Annotated in this window: 14 protein-coding genes; 1 reads left to right on the forward strand and 13 read right to left on the reverse strand. The window is 73.1% G+C overall.

The annotated features are described in order from the left end of the window. Window positions 1–47: 47 nt before the first annotated feature. The 6 genes from ACWDYJ_RS18140 to ACWDYJ_RS18165 form a co-directional block, all read right to left on the reverse strand. On the reverse strand, window positions 48–2,381 hold the full coding sequence (locus ACWDYJ_RS18140; RefSeq protein WP_451566557.1) for a xanthine dehydrogenase family protein molybdopterin-binding subunit: 2,334 nt from the start codon (window positions 2,379–2,381) through the stop codon (window positions 48–50). After that, window positions 2,378–4,237 carry a (2Fe-2S)-binding protein gene (locus tag ACWDYJ_RS18145; RefSeq protein WP_451566558.1) on the reverse strand — a complete coding sequence of 620 codons (1,860 nt, stop codon included), beginning with the start codon at window positions 4,235–4,237 and terminating at the stop codon, window positions 2,378–2,380. Before ACWDYJ_RS18145 ends, ACWDYJ_RS18140 begins: the two co-directional genes overlap by 4 nt. Continuing rightward, the gene (locus ACWDYJ_RS18150; protein WP_451566559.1) at window positions 4,234–5,145 is read right to left on the reverse strand and encodes an FAD binding domain-containing protein; all 912 of its coding nucleotides are present in this window, start codon (window positions 5,143–5,145) and stop codon (window positions 4,234–4,236) included. Before ACWDYJ_RS18150 ends, ACWDYJ_RS18145 begins: the two co-directional genes overlap by 4 nt. Window positions 5,146–5,545: 400 nt before the next feature. After that, complete coding sequence (locus ACWDYJ_RS18155) at window positions 5,546–7,186, reverse strand: beta-N-acetylhexosaminidase (RefSeq protein ID WP_451566560.1); 1,641 nt, start codon at window positions 7,184–7,186, stop codon at window positions 5,546–5,548. A 167-nt stretch (window positions 7,187–7,353) separates the two neighbouring features. Further along, a complete protein-coding gene (locus ACWDYJ_RS18160; RefSeq protein ID WP_451566561.1) occupies window positions 7,354–7,638 on the reverse strand; it encodes a DUF3039 domain-containing protein in 285 nt (94 codons plus the stop codon). Between the two features lie 29 nt (window positions 7,639–7,667). Next, window positions 7,668–8,228 carry a YqgE/AlgH family protein gene (locus tag ACWDYJ_RS18165; protein WP_451566562.1) on the reverse strand — a complete coding sequence of 187 codons (561 nt, stop codon included), beginning with the start codon at window positions 8,226–8,228 and terminating at the stop codon, window positions 7,668–7,670. 262 nt (window positions 8,229–8,490) lie between these two features. On the opposite strand from ACWDYJ_RS18165, the gene murA reads away from it, so the two are divergent. Next, window positions 8,491–9,834 carry a UDP-N-acetylglucosamine 1-carboxyvinyltransferase gene (gene murA / locus ACWDYJ_RS18170; RefSeq protein WP_451566563.1) on the forward strand — a complete coding sequence of 448 codons (1,344 nt, stop codon included), beginning with the start codon at window positions 8,491–8,493 and terminating at the stop codon, window positions 9,832–9,834. Between the two features lie 166 nt (window positions 9,835–10,000). Here the strand turns inward: murA and ACWDYJ_RS18175 are convergent, their stop codons facing one another. The 7 genes from ACWDYJ_RS18175 to ACWDYJ_RS18205 form a co-directional block, all read right to left on the reverse strand. Beyond that, on the reverse strand, window positions 10,001–10,282 hold the full coding sequence (locus ACWDYJ_RS18175) for an HU family DNA-binding protein (RefSeq protein WP_007264399.1): 282 nt from the start codon (window positions 10,280–10,282) through the stop codon (window positions 10,001–10,003). 356 nt (window positions 10,283–10,638) lie between these two features. After that, the gene (locus tag ACWDYJ_RS18180; protein WP_451566564.1) at window positions 10,639–12,042 is read right to left on the reverse strand and encodes a malic enzyme-like NAD(P)-binding protein; all 1,404 of its coding nucleotides are present in this window, start codon (window positions 12,040–12,042) and stop codon (window positions 10,639–10,641) included. Window positions 12,043–12,430: 388 nt separating this feature from the next. Beyond that, window positions 12,431–14,770, reverse strand: a complete 2,340-nt coding sequence (locus tag ACWDYJ_RS18185; RefSeq protein WP_451566565.1) for a HelD family protein — start codon at window positions 14,768–14,770, stop codon at window positions 12,431–12,433. Window positions 14,771–14,913: 143 nt separating this feature from the next. Next, on the reverse strand, window positions 14,914–15,507 hold the full coding sequence (locus tag ACWDYJ_RS18190; protein ID WP_451566566.1) for a CGNR zinc finger domain-containing protein: 594 nt from the start codon (window positions 15,505–15,507) through the stop codon (window positions 14,914–14,916). 96 nt (window positions 15,508–15,603) lie between these two features. Continuing rightward, complete coding sequence (locus ACWDYJ_RS18195; RefSeq protein WP_451566595.1) at window positions 15,604–16,131, reverse strand: GNAT family N-acetyltransferase; 528 nt, start codon at window positions 16,129–16,131, stop codon at window positions 15,604–15,606. A gap of 52 nt (window positions 16,132–16,183) precedes the next feature. After that, complete coding sequence (locus tag ACWDYJ_RS18200; protein ID WP_451566567.1) at window positions 16,184–17,332, reverse strand: uroporphyrinogen-III synthase; 1,149 nt, start codon at window positions 17,330–17,332, stop codon at window positions 16,184–16,186. Window positions 17,333–17,468: 136 nt separating this feature from the next. Further along, window positions 17,469–18,839 carry a nitrate/nitrite transporter gene (locus ACWDYJ_RS18205; protein WP_451566568.1) on the reverse strand — a complete coding sequence of 457 codons (1,371 nt, stop codon included), beginning with the start codon at window positions 18,837–18,839 and terminating at the stop codon, window positions 17,469–17,471. Window positions 18,840–18,904: the final 65 nt, after the last annotated feature.

Genomic DNA, 18,904 nt, shown 5'->3' on the forward strand with positions numbered 1-18,904 from the left:
GCTGACAGTCCCAAGCTCGGGTTGCAGGTGCAATGCAGGTCACACGGTCACGAGTTGGGCACCGCGACCGCCGCCGATGGCCGGATCGGGATCCTGTTGACCGGGCGGCCCGTGGCCGCGCGGACCGCCGAGGCCACCGCCGCCGGGGTCGTGACCACCGGGACCGCGCTTGCGGCCTTCGCTCCGAAGGGGGCCACCACGTCGCGTTCCTCGACCAGTTTGACGATGCGGACCGCCGGGGCGTCCAGCGAGGTCGGCAGGGCGTAGCCCGTCAGGTCGGGGTGGCGGACGAGGCCGGCCACCGAGCGGAGGTTCTCCGTGAGGGCCGCGCCCACGCCCTGCGTGACGCCCGCTTCGATACGGGCCTCCAGCTGGCGGGGGTTGAGGACGCGGCCGACGTCCTGGGCGACGGCCAGTTCCACGACCCGGACCGAGCCGAGTTCGATGTCCACGTCGACCACCGCGCGGATCGCGCAGAAGGCGAGGCCGACGAAGGCGTCCCCCTGGCCGTCCGCGTCCAGCGGTTCGGTCGGGTGGGGCCGGCACTGGGCCGTCGCCCAGAGTTCCTTGCCCTCCATCGCCTCCGCGACCGTCGTGGAGAAGGCGCCGTCGTACGACGTGATCCGGCCATCCGCGATCTGGAGGAGTTCCGTCGACATGCCCAGCTTGTGGGCCATCGGCTGGAGCAGCTGCGTACGGACCATCTTGGCCGCCCGCTCCACCGCTCCGCCCGACACCCACGTGTGCCGGCCGTGCGCCGACGGGCCCGCCGGCGGCTGGTCGGTGTCGACCGGGGCCGTCACCACCTCGTCGACGCCGAGCGTCTCCTGGACGATCTGGCGGGCCAGGGTGGAAAAGCCCTGGCCGGTGTCGACCGCCGCGCAGATGACGGTCGCGGCGCCGTTGACCACCTTCACGGTGGCGGTGGAGACCTCGTCCGCGCCCTCGGCGCCGAGCATGTGGACCATGCCCACGCCGTAGCCGACTCCGCGCCGTACGGCGCCCGGTTCGCCCGCGCCTTCGAGGCCGCCGGGCAGCAGCCACTCCTCCTCCGGGGCGTCCTTCGGGAGGGAGGGCAGCGGGAAGTCGCGGACGGCTCGGAGGAGTTCGGCCACCGGGGCGGGGCAGGTGACCGTCTGGCCGGTGGGCAGGAGGTCGCCGGTGGACAGGACGTTGCGCATGCGCAGTTCCGCGCCGTCGATGCCGAGGGCGGCGGCCAGCTTGTCCATCTGGCCCTCGTACGCCGCGCAGACCTGGAAGGCGCCTTCGCCGCGGACATGGCCCGACGGCGGGTTGTTCGTACGGACGGCCCAGCCCTCGACGAAGGCGTGCGGGACGATGTACGGGCCGCAGGCGAAGGCCACGGCCGCCGCGAGGGATTCCGCGGAGGCGTCGGCGTACGCGCCCGCGTCCATCAGGATCTGGGCCTCGACCTTGACCAGCCGGCCCTCGGCGTCCGCGTGGTGGCGGTAGCGCAGCAGGGTGGGGTGGCGGTGGGCGTGGCCGAGGAAGGACTCCTCGCGGGTGGCGGCCAGCTTGACGGGGCAGCCCGTGCGCAGCGCCAGCAGTCCGAGCGGGAGCTGGAAGGCGGGGTCCTCGCGGTCGGCGGTCGCGCCCGGGACGCCGGTGACGACGACCCGTACGCGGTCCGGGTCGAGGCCGAAGCAGGCCGCCGCCAGGTCGCGGTCGGTGTGCGGGTCGGTGGAGGCGGTGTAGATCTCCACGCCCCCGTCGGGGCGCGGCACGGCCAGTCCGGCTTCCGCCCCGATGGGCGCGGGGTCCTGGCGGCCGATCCGGTAGAGGCCCTCGACGACGATCTCGCCGGTCGCCTCGGGGTCGCCGTAGCGCAGCGGGATGTGCCGGATCAGGTTGCCGTCGGGGTGCAGCGGGGCGGCGCCGAAGGACTGCTCGGGGTCGGTGACGGCGTCGAGGAGTTCGTACTCGACGGTGATGGCGGCGGCCGCTAGCCGCGCCGTGTCGGGGTGGTCGGCGGCGACGGCGGCGATGGGTTCGCCGTGGTGGCGTACGACGTCGTGGGCGAAGACGGGCCGGTCGGCGATGCGGCGGCCGTGCGTGGTCGCGCCGGGGACGTCGGCGTGGGTGAGGACGCAGCGGACGCCGGGCATCTCGGCGGCGGCGGAGGTGTCGATGGAGAGGATGCGGGCGTGGGCGTGCGGGGAGCGCAGCACCGCGGCCCACAGCAGGCCCTCGGCCCAGAGGTCGGCGGCGTACGGGAAGGTGCCCTCGGCCTTGGCGCGGGCGTCCGCGGACGGGACGGAGACTCCGATTCCGCGCAGGAGCCGCGGCTGCTCGCCCTCGGGGGCGAGGCTCACCGTCGTCGTGACGCTGGTCGTCGCCGTGGCCGCGTCGTGCCCGCTCACACCATGCCTCCGTTGTGGTCGATCCCGTGGTTCCCGTGGTTCCCGTGGTTACCGGGCATCCCGTGCCCCCCGGGCATCCCGTGGATCCCGCCCTCGCCGGGCGGTGCCTGGTGGGGGATGCGCGGCTCGGCCGGTGAGGAGTCCTCGAAGGCGGAGCCGCTGCCCGAGCCCGTACCGGAAGACGCCGCGTCGCGCTCGGCGACGACCTCGCGGACCGCCTCCAGGACGCCCTTGTAGCCGGAGCAGCGGCAGAGGTTGCCGCACAGCGCCTGGCGGGTCTCCAGGGTGCTGGGGGCGTGGTTGCCCGACAGCAGGTCGTGGATCGTCATGGCCATGCCCGGTACGCAGAATCCGCACTGCACCGCGCCCGACCTGCACAACGCCTGCTGCACGTCCGAGAGTTCCCCGTCCGTCGCGAGACCTTCGACGGTGCGCACCTCGCTCCCGGCCGCCGTCGCCGCCGGTACCAGGCAGGAGGCGACGAGCCGCCCGTCGACCTGTACCGCGCAGGCCCCGCACTCGCCCTGCGAGCAGCCGTCCTTGGCGCCGGCCAGGCCGAGGCGCTCGCGCAGCACGTAGAGGAGTGACTCGCCGATCCACGCGCCGGTGACGGGCCGGTCGGCGCCGTTGACGCGCAGGACGTAGGAAGCCGACGGGTGCTCGTGATGGGCGGCGGCCGGGATTCCTTCGTCCTCGTACGTCGGCTCCTGGGCCGGGAAACCTTCGCCGATGCCCTCGTCCGGCGGTGTCACGCCGCTGTCGGCGGCGCCCTCGTCCGGCGTGGGCGCGGCCCCCGCTTCGGCGGGCGCGGGCAGTGTCTCCGCGAAGCCGTGTCCGTCACCCAGGCCGGCGCCCTCGGCGTCCACCGGACGCGGGCGCTCCCCCTCGACCGGCGTCGGGGCCGGCCCGTGGGCGGCGTCGATGTCCGGGGCGGCGTGCAGCGCCCCCTCGGGTTCGAGCTCCGACGCCACGGACAGCGGCTGCGACGGCGGCAGCGGCGTCCCCACACCGGGCCCGCCCAGCACCCTCGGGCCGCGTCCCGGCCCCGCACCGGCCCCACCGGCTCGCTGCGCGGCATTCTGACCGCTGTCGGCCGGCAGCACTCCGGAGCTCAGCAGCCCCTCGGGCCCGCCGGAACCGGCGTCGACTGCCCGCGGGGGCAGCTCGCCGGACTCGGTCCAGGCGTCCGCCCAGGGGGCCGCCGCACCGCCCGGGAGCGTCGCCGGGGCCTGGCTCCAGTCGCTGTCCAGGGCGCCGCCGCGCTGGTAGTCACCCTGATCCGGGAACGTCGGCAGTGCCCACTGCCCGGTGGTCGTCGACTCGTCGGAGGGCTGCTGCGCCGCCTCGGGGAAGCGCCACTCGGCCGTCGCACCCGAATCCGGGTCCGCCTGGGCCGCGGCGGGCTCTCCGAAGGCCGCCGCCACCGACGGCGGCAGCGGGATCGACGCCGGGATCGGCCCGCCGACCGGCCCGCGACCCGGGCCACCGACCGGCCCGTGCGCGCCGGTGTCGCCCGTGGCCGGGGTCCCCGCCTCGGGCCACCGCACCGGCATCGTCCAGGTGCCGGTGGCCGCCGGGTCAGCGCTGGCCGACCCGAGGGGCACGATCATCGGCGGCGGCACGTACCCGTGACCGGGCGCGGCCAGCGGCTCCCCGCTGTCGAGCGCGTCCAGCATGTCCTGCGGCAGTTGCACGAAGGCCGTGGCATCGGAGTCGTACTCGCCTCCGTGCGGCACCGGCTCCCAGCCCCAGTCGCCGCCCGCACCGCCCGTGCCGCCCGCGTCCCTGTTCGTCCCGCTTCCGTTTCCGCTTCCGCTTCCGCTTCCGCTCATGTTCTGGTTCTCGTTCTCGCTCATGAGGTCAGCGCCCTCCCCAGGGCCCTGCGCGCCAGCACGGCCACCGTCCGCCGCAGATGCAGTACTCCGGAGGTCGCCGGTTCACCCTGGTCGGGCACACAGGCGGCCGCGACGTACTCGCCGAAGGCCTCCAGCGCCTCGGGGGCCAGGCTCCGGTCCCCGTCCCAGTCGATCAGCGAGGCCACCCAGTGCTCCGCTTCCAGCGGCCTCAGCGGCATCGGGGCGACCGCGCCGACGGCGCAGCGCACGCCCCGGCGCGCGGGGTCCAGTACGAGCCCCACGGACGCCACCGCGCGCCCCGGCCCCGTACGCCCCGTGGCCTTCAGGAACACCTGCGGGGCGTGCAGCAGCGGGACCCGTACGAAGCCGATCAGTTCGCCCGGCCGCAGCATCTCGCGGCCGGCCAGCAGGTGGGAGACCGGGATCTCGCGCTGAGATCCACCGGGTCCGACGATGATCAGGACCGCTTCCAGCGCCGCCAGCACCGGCAGCGCGTCACCGGTCGGGGCGGCCGTGGCGATGTTGCCGCCGAGGGTGCCGGCGTTGCGGATCTGCGGTGGACCGGCGGCGCGCGCGGCTGCCGCCAGAGCCGGGATCAGAGCGGCGAAATCCGGCCGTCCCATCCGGGCGTGCGTCAGGCCGGCGCCGAGCAGCGCGTGCCCGTCCTGGTACTGCCAGCCGCGGATCTCGTTGATCCGCCCCAGGCCCACCAGTGCGGCGGGCCGCAGCAGGCCCGCGTTGACGGAGGCCATGAGGTCGGTGCCGCCGGCCACGGGGACGGCGGCGGGCATGGCGGCGAGCGCCGCCACGGCCTCGTCGAGCGAGGCCGGCAGCGTCACGGACTGCGCCGCCTGGGCCGCTTGCAGCCCCTGAGCTGAATGCGATGCGTGCGGTGCGTGCGTGGTCAACCCAGCTGCCCCTTCCCGATGTCCCGGTCCCGGCGCTCGCGCCTGTCCGCCGTACGGTACGTCCTCACCGCCGGGAGGTGGCAACTCTGGCACATCTTCCGCGGCACCCGGCGCGAGGGTCGCCCGGGCGCCCGCGCCGCTCGCACCAGGAGCCGGGGCCGAGCCTCGCCGAGCCCGCGCCGAGCCCGCCACGTGCCCATCCCGCGCCCGCCCCGGCCCCGTCCGGCCCACCGGAAGCCCACCCGCACGCGTCGCTCGGCCCCCGCTCACCCACTCGCCGGGACGCCCCTTTTCCTCCGAATTTCCCCCGAATCGGCCCCATTGGGGATGGAGTTCCAAAGATTCCCAAAGAGTTCCGCTTCCAGCTATCCGTCCCTGTGGTGACCATCCGCCCCACACGTCACACGATCGGAGGCTCCCCCTCGATCGGCCGCCCCAGCACCCCCGGCCGCCGCTGCCACGGCAGCGGGCCTCCCGGCGGCCGGTACTCGACCCCCAGCGCGTCCAGCCGTGCGTAATGCGCCGTCATGCGCTCCGCGAAGCCGGCGTAGTCCCGGGATTCCGGTTCCGGCAGCCGCGACCACACCACCTCCGCGAAGGCCGACAGCCTGGGGAACACCTGGTAGTCGACGCGGCCCTGGCTCTCCATCACCTCGGTCCACACGTTGGCCTGCGCGCCCAGCACGTGCGCCGCCGCCTGCGCCGACAGCTTCGGCGGCACCGGTTCAAAGCGGTACACGTCCTCCAGCGAACGCACGTAGCCGATGGGCATCGGCTCGTCCCCGCCGCCCGCCTGACGGTGGTCCAGGTACACCTGCTGCTCCGGGCACATCACCACGTCGTGCCCGGCCTCGGCGGCGGCGACGCCGCCCGCGTACCCGCGCCACGAGGACACGGCCGCGCCGTCGGCCAGTCCGCCCTCCAGGATCTCGTCCCAGCCGATCAGCCGCCGCCCGCGCGCGGCGAGCCAGCGGTCGAAGTGCCGGACGAACCAGGACTGGAGCCCGTCCTCCCCGTCGACCCCCAACTCCCTGATGCGCGCCTGCGCGGTCCCGGACGCCTTCCACTGCGCCTTGGGGCACTCGTCCCCGCCCACGTGCACGAACGGCGAGACCTCGGCCGGGAACAGCTCCAGCAGCTCCTCGAAGACCCCTTCGTAGAACCGCAGTACGTCCTCGGACGGCGCGAGCACGTTCTCGGTGATGCCCCAGTCGTCCCACACCTCCAGCGCCGCCGTGTCCACGACGTCGGCGTTCCCCAGTTCCGGATAGGCGGCGATGGCGGCCTGCGAGTGCCCGGGGATGTCGATCTCGGGCACCACCCGCACGTGCCGCTCCGCCGCGTACGCGACGATCTCGCGGACGTCGTCCTGCGTGTAGAAGCCTCCGTGCGGGGTCTCGTTCCACAGCGGTGACGCCCGGTGCCCCCAGCGGCTGCGGGTGCGCCACGCGCCGACTTCCGTGAGTTTCGGGTAGCGCTTGATCTCGATCCGCCAGCCCTGGTCGTCCGTCAGGTGCAGGTGCAGCACGTTGAGCTTGTGCGCGGCGAGCAGGTCGATGTAGCGCAGCACCCCGTCCTTGGGCATGAAGTGCCGTGCGACGTCGAGCATCATGCCGCGCCATCCGAAGCGGGGGCTGTCGACGATGTGGCCCCGGGGCAGGCTCCAAGCGCCGCGGCCGGGCAGCGGGGCCTTGCGGTAGGCGTCGGGCCCCAGCAGCTGACGCAGCGTCTGCGCGCCCCAGAACAGCCCGGCGGCGCCCCCGCCGGTCAGGTCCACGCCACCCTCCCCGACGGCGATCCGGTAGCCCTCGGGCCCCAGCCCCTCACCGGCCTCCGGATCGAGGCGCAGCCGGATGTCGCCCGCCACTCCCGGCCCGGCGGCCGGCAGGTCCCACCCGGTGGCCGGCCCCAGCTCCCGCCGCAGCCGGCGCGCGGCGCCCTCGGTGCCCGGCGCGACGGCCAGCACCGGCTCGGGCCCGAACACGAAGCGCGGCTCGTCCTCTCGCAGGACGACGACCTGGGGTCGGGGGATCAGATCCATGCGCGTCGGCCCTTCGCAGCAGTCCGGCAGCTCGTTGCGTGCCGCGCAACGGCCGTTCCGCGCGCCGCCCGCGCGGCCGACCCTAGCCCGCCCCCCGGGCACGGAAAAGGCCCCCGGGCGCACACGTGCGCACAGAGGCCTCGGTCCCGCGAAAGAGGGCCGGACCGCTACGTGTCCTTGCCGCCCTTGTCCTTGTCGCCACCGGCGCCCATGGATTCGTAGATCTCCTTGCACATGGGGCAGACGGGGTACTTCTTCGGGTCGCGGCCCGGTACCCAGACCTTGCCGCAGAGCGCGACGACGGGGGTGCCGTCGAGCGCGCTCGCCATGATCTTGTCCTTCTGGACGTAGTGGGCGAAGCGCTCGTGATCGCCGTCGCCGTGGGACACCTGTGGCGTCGGCTCTACGAGGGTCCCCGTACCAGTCCCGCGATCGGGCTCAAGAGTGCTCATAAAACCCAGGGTACTGAACCGCGCCGGGGTCAGTTCAGCGACGGGTCGTCCAGATAGGTGGCGACCATGGCCAGCTCGCTGCGCTGGCGGCGCAGGACCGCCCTCCACAGCCGTTCGGGGTCCGGGAAGGAGACGTCGCCCGGCTCCGAGTCCACGACGTACCAGGCGCCGTTGCCCAGCTCGGCCTCCAGCTGGCCGGGCCCCCATCCGGAGTAGCCGGCGAAGATCCGCAGGCCCCCCAGCGCGGCGGCCAGCAGCTCCGGCGGGCTCTCCAGGTCGACCAGGCCGATCGCCCCGTGCACCCGGCGCCAGCCGAGCGGGCCCTCCTCGCCCGGGATCACCGCGATCCCCAGGGCCGAGTCCATCGCCACGGGGCCGCCCTGGAACACCACGCCCGGGTCACCGGTGAGCGGCGCCCACGGCAGCAGGATGTCGGACACGTCCACCGGGGTGGGCCGGTTGAGGACAACGCCGAGGGAGCCCTGCTCGTCGTGGTCGAGCAGCAGCACCACCGCGCGGTCGAAATTCGGGTCCGCGAGGGCGGGGGTGGCCACGAGCAGCCGCCCTGTGAGGGAGGACACCTCGGTCATGCGGACATGATCTCGCACTATCCCCCCGCGCGGGGAGCGTGCGGCGGGTTTTGACCGTACGCAGCTCAGGGCGCACGGCGGCAAAAAGGAGCGCGCCCCACCCGAACGGCCGGAACGCGACGCTCCGCTACCTGCCGCGCACTGTGGGTGCCGTGCCGGATTCATACAGTCCTACGGCCGCGTCAGCCATACAAAGATCGGGGTGGTGGCCCTTACCCTTTTCCCTGGCCCCCTGCCCATCCCTCTCCGGAACGCGAGATCCATGACCGGCATCAGTGACGATGTACTGCTTGTCCACGGCGGTACCCCGCTCGAGGGTGAGATCCGTGTCCGCGGCGCGAAGAACCTCGTGCCGAAGGCCATGGTCGCCGCTCTGCTCGGCAGTGAACCCAGCCGGCTGCGCAACGTTCCCGACATCCGTGACGTGCGGGTCGTGCGCGGGCTGCTCCAGCTGCACGGAGTGACCGTGCGCCCCGGCGAGGAGCCGGGCGAGCTGCTGCTCGACCCCACCTATGTCGAGAGCGCCAACGTCGCCGACATCGACGCGCACGCGGGTTCCTCCCGGATCCCGATCCTCTTCTGCGGCCCGCTGCTGCACCGCCTCGGCCACGCCTTCATCCCGGGCCTGGGCGGCTGCGACATCGGCGGCCGGCCGATCGACTTCCACTTCGACGTGCTCCGCCAGTTCGGCGCGACCATCGAGAAGCGCGAGGGCGGTCAGTACCTGGAGGCCCCGCAGCGCCTTCGCGGATGCAAGATCCGCCTGCCCTACCCGTCGGTCGGCTCGACCGAGCAGGTCCTGCTGACGGCCGTACTGGCCGAAGGCGTCACCGAGCTCAGCAACGCCGCCGTCGAGCCCGAGATCGAAGACCTCATCTGCGTCCTGCAGAAGATGGGCGCGATCATCTCGGTCGACACCGACCGGACCATCCGGATCACCGGTGTCGACCGCCTCAGCGGCTACAACCACAAGGCGCTCCCGGACCGCCTGGAGGCCGCCTCGTGGGCTTCCGCGGCCCTGGCGACCGGTGGCAACATCTACGTCCGCGGGGCGCAGCAGCGCTCGATGATGACCTTCCTGAACACCTTCCGCCGCGTCGGCGGCGCCTTCGAGATCGACGACGAGGGCATCCGCTTCTGGCACCCGGGCGGCCCGCTGAAGGCGATCGCGCTGGAGACGGACGTGCACCCGGGCTTCCAGACCGACTGGCAGCAGCCGCTGGTCGTGGCCCTGACCCAGGCCTCGGGCCTGTCGATCGTCCACGAGACGGTCTACGAGTCCCGCCTCGGCTTCACTTCGGCGCTCAACCAGATGGGTGCGCACATCCAGCTGTACCGGGAGTGCCTGGGCGGTTCGGCGTGCCGCTTCGGCCAGCGCAACTTCCTGCACTCGGCGGTCGTCTCCGGCCCCACCAAGCTCCAGGGCGCCGACCTGGTCATCCCCGACCTGCGCGGCGGGTTCTCGTACCTGATCGCGGCGCTGGCGGCCGAGGGCACCTCGCGCGTGCACGGCATCGACCTGATCAACCGCGGCTACGAGAACTTCATGGAGAAGCTCGTCGAGCTGGGCGCCAAGGTCGAGCTCCCGAACGGCGATCTCGTCTGAGTCCCCTTCAGGGCCCCTCAGGGGCCCCGAAGGGCCTTCGAGGCCCCTGAACGGACCGAAGGGCGGCCACCCCAGTGGGGTGGCCGCCCTTCGGCTTCTCTACGTGCTGCGTACTGCGTACTCCTGCCGTCCCGAGGCCCTGTGCGGCCCTCGGCACAAGGGCGGACTACTTGCCCTTGGCGGCTTCCTTGAGCTTGGAGCCCGCGGAGACCTTCACGCTGTAGCCGGCCGGGATCTGGATGGGGTCGCCGGTCTGCGGGTTGCGCGCGGTGCGAGCGGCACGGTGGGTGCGCTCGAAGGTCAGGAAGCCGGGGATGGTGACCTTCTCGTCGCCCTTGGCGACAATCTCGCCGACGGTCTCGGCGAGCGCGGCCAGAACGGCGTCGGCGTCCTTGCGGGTCACCTCGGCGCGCTCGGACAGAGCGGCCACCAGCTCACTGCGGTTCATGTTGTACTCCCGTGTTCAACTTGCCTTAGAGGCGTGAGATCGAAGCCGATGCTGCCAGGGCCCTCGGACAGTCCCCGGACCCGGGTCTGAACGTCAGACCCTCTCGCCCGGTTACGCATCCTGCCCCCACCAGCGGCGGGAAAGCCAATCCGGCACCCGCCAGGGTCACACGAAAAGCGCCACAGTCACGCCGCGGTGACGCTCCGTCCGCACCAGAGGGTTCCGGTGGACGCGGACCGCGGGGCCACGCCGGCATCCCCGCAACCCTAGAGGCGCCCCGCCGGGCCCGCATCTCGCGACGCGCCGGGATCAGCGAGCGGTGAGGCCCGTCACAGGGCCCGTCAAGGGGATCGGAACTACCCGGCCGAGGCGGCCTTGCGGACGGCTCCGGCGACCGCGCCCGCGACCTTGTCGTTGAAGACGGACGGGATGATGTAGTTCGCGTTCAGCTCGTCCTCGCCGACGACGTCGGCCAGGGCGCTCGCGGCGGCCAGCATCATGTCGGTGTTCACGGTCCGGGACTGGGCGTCCAGCAGGCCGCGGAAGACGCCCGGGAAGACCAGCACGTTGTTGATCTGGTTCGGGAAGTCCGAGCGTCCGGTGGCCACGACGGCGGCGGTCTGGCGGGCGACGGCCGGATCCACCTCGGGGTCGGGGTTCGCGAGCGCGAACACGATGGCCCCCTCGGCCATGGCGGCGACGTCCTCGCCGGAGAGCACGTTGGGAGCCGAGACGCCGATGAAGACGTCGGCGCCGACCACGGCCTCCTTGAGCGTGCCGGTGTAGCCCTCGGGGTTGGTGTTGTCGGCGATCCAGCGCAGCGGCGAGTCCTGGTCCGCGTCGACGAGGTCGGGGCGGCCGGCGTGCACGACGCCGTGGATGTCAGCGCTGACGGCGTTCTTGACGCCCGCCGCGAGGAGCAGCTTGAGGATGGCCGTACCGGCCGCGCCGGCGCCCGACATGACGACCTTGACGTCGCCAACTGCCTTGCCCACGACGCGAAGTGCGTTGGTCAGGGCGGCGAGCACGACGATCGCGGTGCCGTGCTGGTCGTCGTGGAAGACGGGGATGTCGAGGGCCTCGCGCAGCCGGGCCTCGATCTCGAAGCAGCGCGGCGCGGAGATGTCCTCCAGGTTGATGCCGGCGAAGCCCGGGGCGATCGCCTTGACGACGGCGACGATCTCGTCGGGGTCCTGGGTGTCGAGGCAGATCGGCCACGCGTCGATGCCGGCGAAGCGCTTGAAGAGGGCCGCCTTGCCCTCCATGACGGGCAGCGCGGCCATCGGACCGATGTTGCCCAGGCCCAGCACGGCGGAGCCGTCGGTCACGACTGCGACGGAGTTGCGCTTGATGGTGAGGCGGCGTGCGTCCTCGGGGTTCTCGGCGATCGCCATGCACACGCGGGCCACGCCCGGGGTGTAGATCATCGAGAGGTCGTCGCGGTTGCGGATGGGGTGCTTGGACGCCATCTCGATCTTGCCGCCGAGGTGCATCAGGAAGGTTCGGTCGGAGACCTTGCCGAGGCTGACGCCCTCGATGCCGCGCAGCTTCTCGACGATCTCGTCGGCGTGCGCGGTGGACGTCGCGGCGATGGTGACGTCGATACGGAGCTTCTCGTGGCCCGATGCGGTCACGTCGAGACCCGTGACCGAGCCTCCGGAAGACTCCACGGCGGTGGTGAGCTGGGAGACCGCGGTTCCGCTCGCGGGCACTTCCAGACGGACCGTCATCGAATACGAGACGCTGGGCGCCGTTGCCATGGCCGTGTTCCTCTTCTGTCCCTGATGTTCTCTGTACACAGGGCCCCCGCACGGCAGGTGTGGCGGACCTGTTGTCCGATCGTCCCACCTACCAGCCAGTACAAGGTAACCAGCTACAAATTTCGGAAGAACTCTTCCACCATACGAGATATCCCGGGGCTTCGGAATGGTGGTTTGATACAAAACAGGTCCGCGCCCCCCACTGAGTGGAAGGCGCGGACCTGTTTCTCTGCGTTCACGACACCGGCCCGCCATGCTCGCCTCGCGGCAAGTGGTCGCTCTAGGCGACGAAGGTTGGGCCCGGGGGCTTGGATCGAGCCGGTGTCCTCACCAGGCTAACAAAGGATCGCCGGAAGCGATCCCCCTCCCGCGCGCCGGGTCTCCCGGATCACGCTCCTGGCCGCGGACCATCCGGCCGCAGCAGCTCCGGCACCCCGTCGGCGCCCGGCCGGTCCCGCTCCGCCGAGACCACCGTCAGCTGCTGCGTCGCGCGCGTCAGGGCCACGTAGAGCACCCGCAGGCCCGCCGGGGACTCCTCCGCGATCTCCGCCGGGGAGACGACCACCGTGGCGTCGTACTCCAGGCCCTTGGCCTCCAGGCTGCCCAGCGCCACCGCCCGCTCGCCCAGGTCGGCGAGCCAGTCGGCGGCCTGCGCCCGCCGGTCCATGGCCACGACCACGCCGACAGTGCCGTCCACCTGCTCCAGCAGCCTGCGGGTCTCCTCGCGCACGGCCGCGCCCAGATCACCCGCGGCGGCCGTGAAACGGGGCTCCAGGCCCGTGGAGCGCACCGCCGTCGGCGGCTCCATGCCCGGCATCGCCAGGCGCAGCACCCGGGAGGCCACCTCGGCGACCTCGGCCGGGTTGCGGTAGTTCACGGTCAGGGTGAACCGCCTGCGCGGCCGGCTCCCCAGCGCCTCGTCGCGGGCGGCGGCCGCCTCCTCGGGGTCGGTCCAGGAGGACTGCGCCGGGTCGCCGACCACCGTCCAGGTGCCCATCCGGCCCCGGCGGCCCACCATCCGCCACTGCATCGGCGTCAGGTCCTGGGCCTCGTCCACGATGACGTGCGCGTACTCGGTGCGCTCGGCCGCGATCCGCTCGGCCCGCTCCCACTGGGTCTCCTCGCGGACCGGCATCAGCTCCTCCAGCCCGCTGAGCTGGTCGAGCGGGTCCATCTCCCGTCGGCGCCTGGGCCGCGCGGGCGCGCCGAGGAGCTGCTGGAGCTCGTCCAGCAGGGCCACGTCGTGCACCGACAGGGGGCCCTTGCCGTCCGGGCCCAGGCGGCGCAGGGAGCGGGCCAGCTGGCGGATCTCGCGCGGGTTCAGGTCCCGGCGCGCCCAGCGGCCGAGCTTGCGCTCGTCCGCCATCGTCGCCAGCACCCCGCGCGGGGTCAGCTCGGGCCACCAGGCGCCCAGGAAGCCGATGAAGGCGTCCTCGGTGGAGATGTCCTCGTCGAAGGCGGAGCGCAGTTCGGCGGCCAGTTCCGGGTCGCTGTGCCGGCCCTGCCCGCCGGACCTCGCGTAGAGGGCGTCCAGGAGCAGCTTGCGGGCGCGCGGGCGCAGCAGGTTCACCGGCGCCGTGCCGCTGAGCACGTTCTGCCGGATCCGGTTGAGTTCCGCGGCCTCCAGCTCCTGGCGCCGCCCGAAGGCGACCACGCGCAGGCTCTCCGGAGCGCTGCCGTTGGCGCCGCCGAGCTCCAGGGCGCCACGTACGGCCTTGCGGAGCACCTTGAGCATCCGGGAGGAGCCCTTGATCCGGGCCACGGCCGGGTCGTCGTACGTGGTCGCCTCGGCCCCGTCGACGAGCGAGCCGAGTGCCCGGATGGCGACCTGGCCCTCCTCGCCGAGGGAGGGCAGGACGCCTTCGGTGTACGCGACGAGCAGCGGGGTCGGGGAGACGATCAGGATGCCGCCGGAGTAGCGCCGGCGGTCCTGGTAGAGCAGGTAGGCGGCCCGGTGCAGGGCCACGGCGGTCTTGCCGGTGCCCGGTCCGCCGGCCACCTCGGCGACGGACGCGGCGGGGGCCCGGATGACCAGGTCCTGCTCGGCCTGGATGGAGGAGACGATGTCCCGCATGGAGTGCGTACGGGCCCGCCCGAGGGCGGCCATCAGGGCGCCGTCGCCGATGACGGGCAGCTCCTCGCCGTTCAGGGTCGCGGCGACCTCGGGGCGCATCAGGTCGTCCTCGACACCGAGCACCTTGCGCCCCTTGGAGCGGATCACGCGGCGCCGGACGACGCGGCCGGGATCCTTGGGGGTGGAGCGGTAGAACGGCGCGGCCGCGGGGGCGCGCCAGTCGATGACGAGCGGGCTGTAGTCCGTGTCGAGCACGCCGATGCGCCCGATGTGCAGGGTCTCGGCGATCTCGGCGGTCAGGTCGGGGCGGATCGCGTCGTCGGCGGGTTCGACGGAGGTGTACGCGCCGTCGGGGCCGCGCTCGCCGTCCTTGCCGAGGACGAGGTCGACGCGGCCGAAGAGGAAGTCCTCGAATTCGTTGTTCAGGCGGTTGAGGTGGATCCCGGCGCGGAAGACCTGCGCGTCGCGCTCGGCGAGGGCGCCGGGCGTGCCGACCTGGCCCCGCTTGGCGGCGTCGTTCATCAGGAATTCCGCCTCGTCGATCTTCTCCTCAAGGCGTCGGTACACGTGGTCGAGATGCGTCTGCTCGACCGCGATCTCCCGATCGCGGACGGAATCCGCCGTGCTGTCGACAGCGGCATTCTGCGCGGCCACCAAGGCCCCCTTCTGATGTGCATGGGCGACCGTCAACCGTACGCGAATTCAGGGCCTGTCCGCACGCCGGTTCCGCGCTGCGGACGTTTCGCGGGGTTACCACCCGATACGCCGCACCCCGCCCGCGCCGACCCCGCTCCGGGCTACGCCGGTTCGTGCGCCTCGCCCGGACAGGGCACGGGCGTGCGCACCCGGCGCCGGTGGCGGGCGACCCGTTCGCGGTTGCCGCACAGCTCGCTGGAGCACCAGCGGCGCCGGTGCCCGCGTGAGGTGTCGAGGTAGATCCGGGAGCAGCCGTCGCCCTCGCAGGACCGCAGCAGCACCAGCTCGCCGGGGTCGGTGAGCAGTTCCACGGCGTCGCGGGCGACGGCGGCCAGCAGTCCGGCGCACTCGACGCCGCCGCGCAGTTCCCGTACGAGGTGGCCGTCCCGGTCCCGTACGGCACACAGTCCCGGAGGCGGACCGGCGGCCGCCGCGTTGACCCGGGCGAGCGCGCCCTCGTCGGCCCCGGCCGCGGCCAGTTCCGCCCGTACGAGGGTGTCCACATCGCCGCGCAGGCCGCGGAACGCCGCCACCCAGTCGGGTCCGAGCCGCCCGAGCGGGGTCCGGTCGGGCACCAGCCCGGCCCCGACGAGCCACAGCCGCAGCTCGTCGCCGTCCGGGATGCCCTCACCGTCCCCGTGGGGTGTGAAGGTGGCCAGCAGGTCCAGACAGACCCGCCCGGAGTCGAACCACATGCCCGTCACCGCCTCGTTCGCCGTGGGAAGCCTCCCCAGAGTGCCGTCGGCGGGGGCGATGCGGAAGCCCCCGCGAGGGGGGCGCGTGACAGCCGACTAGGGCGTGGGCGGATCGTCGTGCAGCAGCCGCTGGAAGAGGCGGTGGTCGCGCCAGGCGCCGTTGATGTGGAGGTAGCGGGGGGCGAGCCCGTACTGCTGGAAGCCGGCCTTGGCCAGGACGCGCTGCGAGGCCGTGTTGTCGACGAGGGTGCCGGCCTCGACGCGGTGCAGGCCGAGTTCGTCGCGGGCGCTGCGGCAGACCTCCTCCAGGGCGGCGGTGGCCAGCCCCTTGCCGTGCCAGGCCCGGTCGACCCAGTAGCCGACGGCGCCGCCGCACAGCGCTCCGCGCACGATGCTGACGAGGTTGATGCTGCCGACCGGCGGCCCGCCGTCCGCCTCGACCAGGACGTAGGGCGCGGCCCGCCCCGCGTCCCGGTCGGCGAGCAGCTCCTCGATGCGGGCGCGCTGCGCGGCCTCGGTGTAGAAGGCGTCGGGCCGCCGCGGTTCGAAGGGCGCCATGTACGCCCGGTTGCGGGCCAGTACGTCGGCCAGCGCGGCGGCGTCGTCGAGCGCGACGCCCCTCATCTCCACCCCGTCGATGATCACATGATCAGGTTAAGCACCTCGCCCCTGTGCACTAGGACGCGGGGTGTCCGACCCAGCCCTCTCCCCGCGCGTCCACCGAGAGGCGGTATCCGCGCTTGACCACCGTCTGGATCAGCATCGGGATCCCCAGGGCCGCCCGCAGCCGGGCCATCGCCGTCTCCACGGCGTGTTCGTCGCGCCCGGCCCCCGGCAGGGCCCGCAGCAGCTCCGCCCGGGACACCACCCACCCGGGGCGCCGGGCCAGCGCCTCCAGCAGGGCCATCCCGGCGGGCGGCACGGGCCGCAGCTCGCGGTCCACGAGCACCGCGTGCCCCCGTACCTCCAGGCGGTGTCCCGCCACCGGCAGGACCCTGGCCCGGCCCGGCAGCTCCTGGCAGAGCAGCTGGACCAGCGGCCCGAGCCGGAACCGCTCCGGCTGTACGGTGGCCACCCCTTCCGCCTGGAGCGGCAGCGCGGTCACCGGCCCGACGCACGCGGACAACACCCGCCCGCGCAGCGCCTCCAGTACGGCCTCCCGCAGCCCCCGCTCCCCCGCCCGGGACAGCATTGAGGCCGCCGCCGGGGCCGAGGTGAAGCTGACGGCGTCCACCGAGCCGACGGCCACCGCGTCCAGCAGCCGGTCCAGCGGGGCGAGGTCCTCCGGCGGCATCCACCGGTACACCGGCACGGGCACCACCTCGGCGCCGCCCGCGCGCAGGGCTTCGACGAAGCCGGGCAGCGGTTCCCCGTGCAGCTGGAGCGCGATGCGCCGCCCGGCGACCCCGTCGGCCAGCAGCCGGTCCAGTACCTCGGCGAGCGACTCGGACTGCGGGGACCACGTCTCCACCAGCCCGGCGGCCCGTACGGCACCCTTGACCTTCGGTCCCCGTGCCAGCAGCTCGGTGGCGCGCAGCCGGGCGAGGAGCTTCTCGCCGACGCCCCAGCCGTCGGCGGCCTCGATCCACCCGCGGAAGCCGATCGCGGTGGTCGCGACGACCGCGTCCGGGGCGCAGTCGATCAGTTCCTTGGTGGCGGACAGCAGTTCGCTGTCGTCGGCCAGGGGGACGATCCGCAGGGCGGGCGCGTGCATCACGGCCGCCCCGCGCCGCCGCAGCAGGGCGATGAGCTCGTCGGCCCGCCGGGCGGCCGTGACTCCGACGGTGAACCCGGCCAGCGGTCCGGTTTGCGTAGCGTCGTCCATCGTGGTGACCTGCCTTGGCTGCCTTGCCCAGTGGGGATGGGTGTCTCGTCGGGGGTGACCGAGCCTGCCAACCCGTCGTGTCAGGCTCGGTTCCACCGTATTTCGGCGGCGTAAAGCACCCTCGGCGCAGGCGCCGTCACACGGACGTGAGCTGCGGTTTCGCCGCAGTCCCGGCGGCGGGGGCCGGCGCCGGGGCGGGCCGGCGAAGGTATACCGCCCAGGTGACGACGCAGCACACGGCGTAGAAGGCGAGGAAGGTGACGAAGGCGGCCGTCCCGGATCCGGAGGACGCGAACGCCTCGCGGAACACCAGGTTGATGCCGAGCCCGCCGAGCGCGCCCACGGCTCCGATCAGCCCCATCGAGGCCCCGGAGAGCCGTCGCCCGTACGCGGCGGCGTCCTCGCCGCTCATGCCCCGCGCCAGTGCCTTGGCCTGGAAGATCCCGGGGATCATCTTGTACGTCGAGCCGTTGCCGAGCCCGGTCAGCGCGAATAGCGCCACGAATCCGATCAGGAACACCGGCAGCGATTCCCGCACCGAGGCGAGGATGACGACGCCGGTCGCGGCGGCCATCGCCAGGAAGGTGGCGAGCGTGATCCGCGCCCCGCCGAAGCGGTCGGCCAGTGCGCCGCCCACGGGCCGGACCAGCGAGCCCAGCAGCGGTCCGATGAAGGTCAGCGAGGCCGCCTGGAGCGGGGTGCGGCCGAACTGCGTCTGGAGCACCAGCCCGAAGGCGAAGCTGTAGCCGATGAAGGACCCGAAGGTGCCGATGTAGAGGAACGACATGATCCAGGTGTGCGCGTCGCGCACCGCCTCGCGCACCGCACCCGTGTCGTTGCGTACGGGCGCCAGGTTGTCCATGCGTACGAAGGCCAGTACGGCGGCGGCCACGATCAGCGGCAGGTACGCGGCGAGCAGCAGCCTGGGGTGTCCGGCGCCGGCGGTCGCGATGACCAGCAGCGCGACGAGCTGCACCACCGGTACGCCGATGTTGCCGCCGCCCGCGTTGAGTCCGAGGGCCCAGCCCTTCTTGCGCAGCGGGAAGAAGGCGTTGATGTTCGTCATCGAGGAGGCGAAGTTGCCGCCGCCGACCCCGGTCAGCGCGGCCACGGCGAGGAAGGTCCCGTACGAGGTGCCGGGCTCCATGACCAGCAGCGCGGCCACCGTCGGCGCGAGCAGGAGCAGGGCGCTGACGACGGTCCAGTTGCGCCCGCCGAAGCGGGCGACGGCGAAGGTGTAGGGCACCCGCACCAGGGCTCCGACGCAGGTGGCGGTCGCGATCAGGAAGAACTTCCCGGCCGGGTCGATGCCGTACTGGGGGCCCATGAAGAGCACCATCACGGACCACAGCGACCAGATGGAGAAGCCGATGTGCTCGGAGAGGATGGAGTAGAGCAGGTTGCGCCGGGCGGTCTTCTCGCCCGACTCCCTCCAGAACGTCTCGTCCTCGGGATCCCACCGCTCGATCCAGCGGCCCCCCTTGCGCGGTGCGGTCGTACCGGTCATCACACGCCTCCACAGGCTGTCGCATCCTTGGGCAGACCCTAGGAACGGCGCGTTTCAGCCCCGGT

This window comes from Streptomyces sp. NPDC003042 (assembly GCF_053591315.1).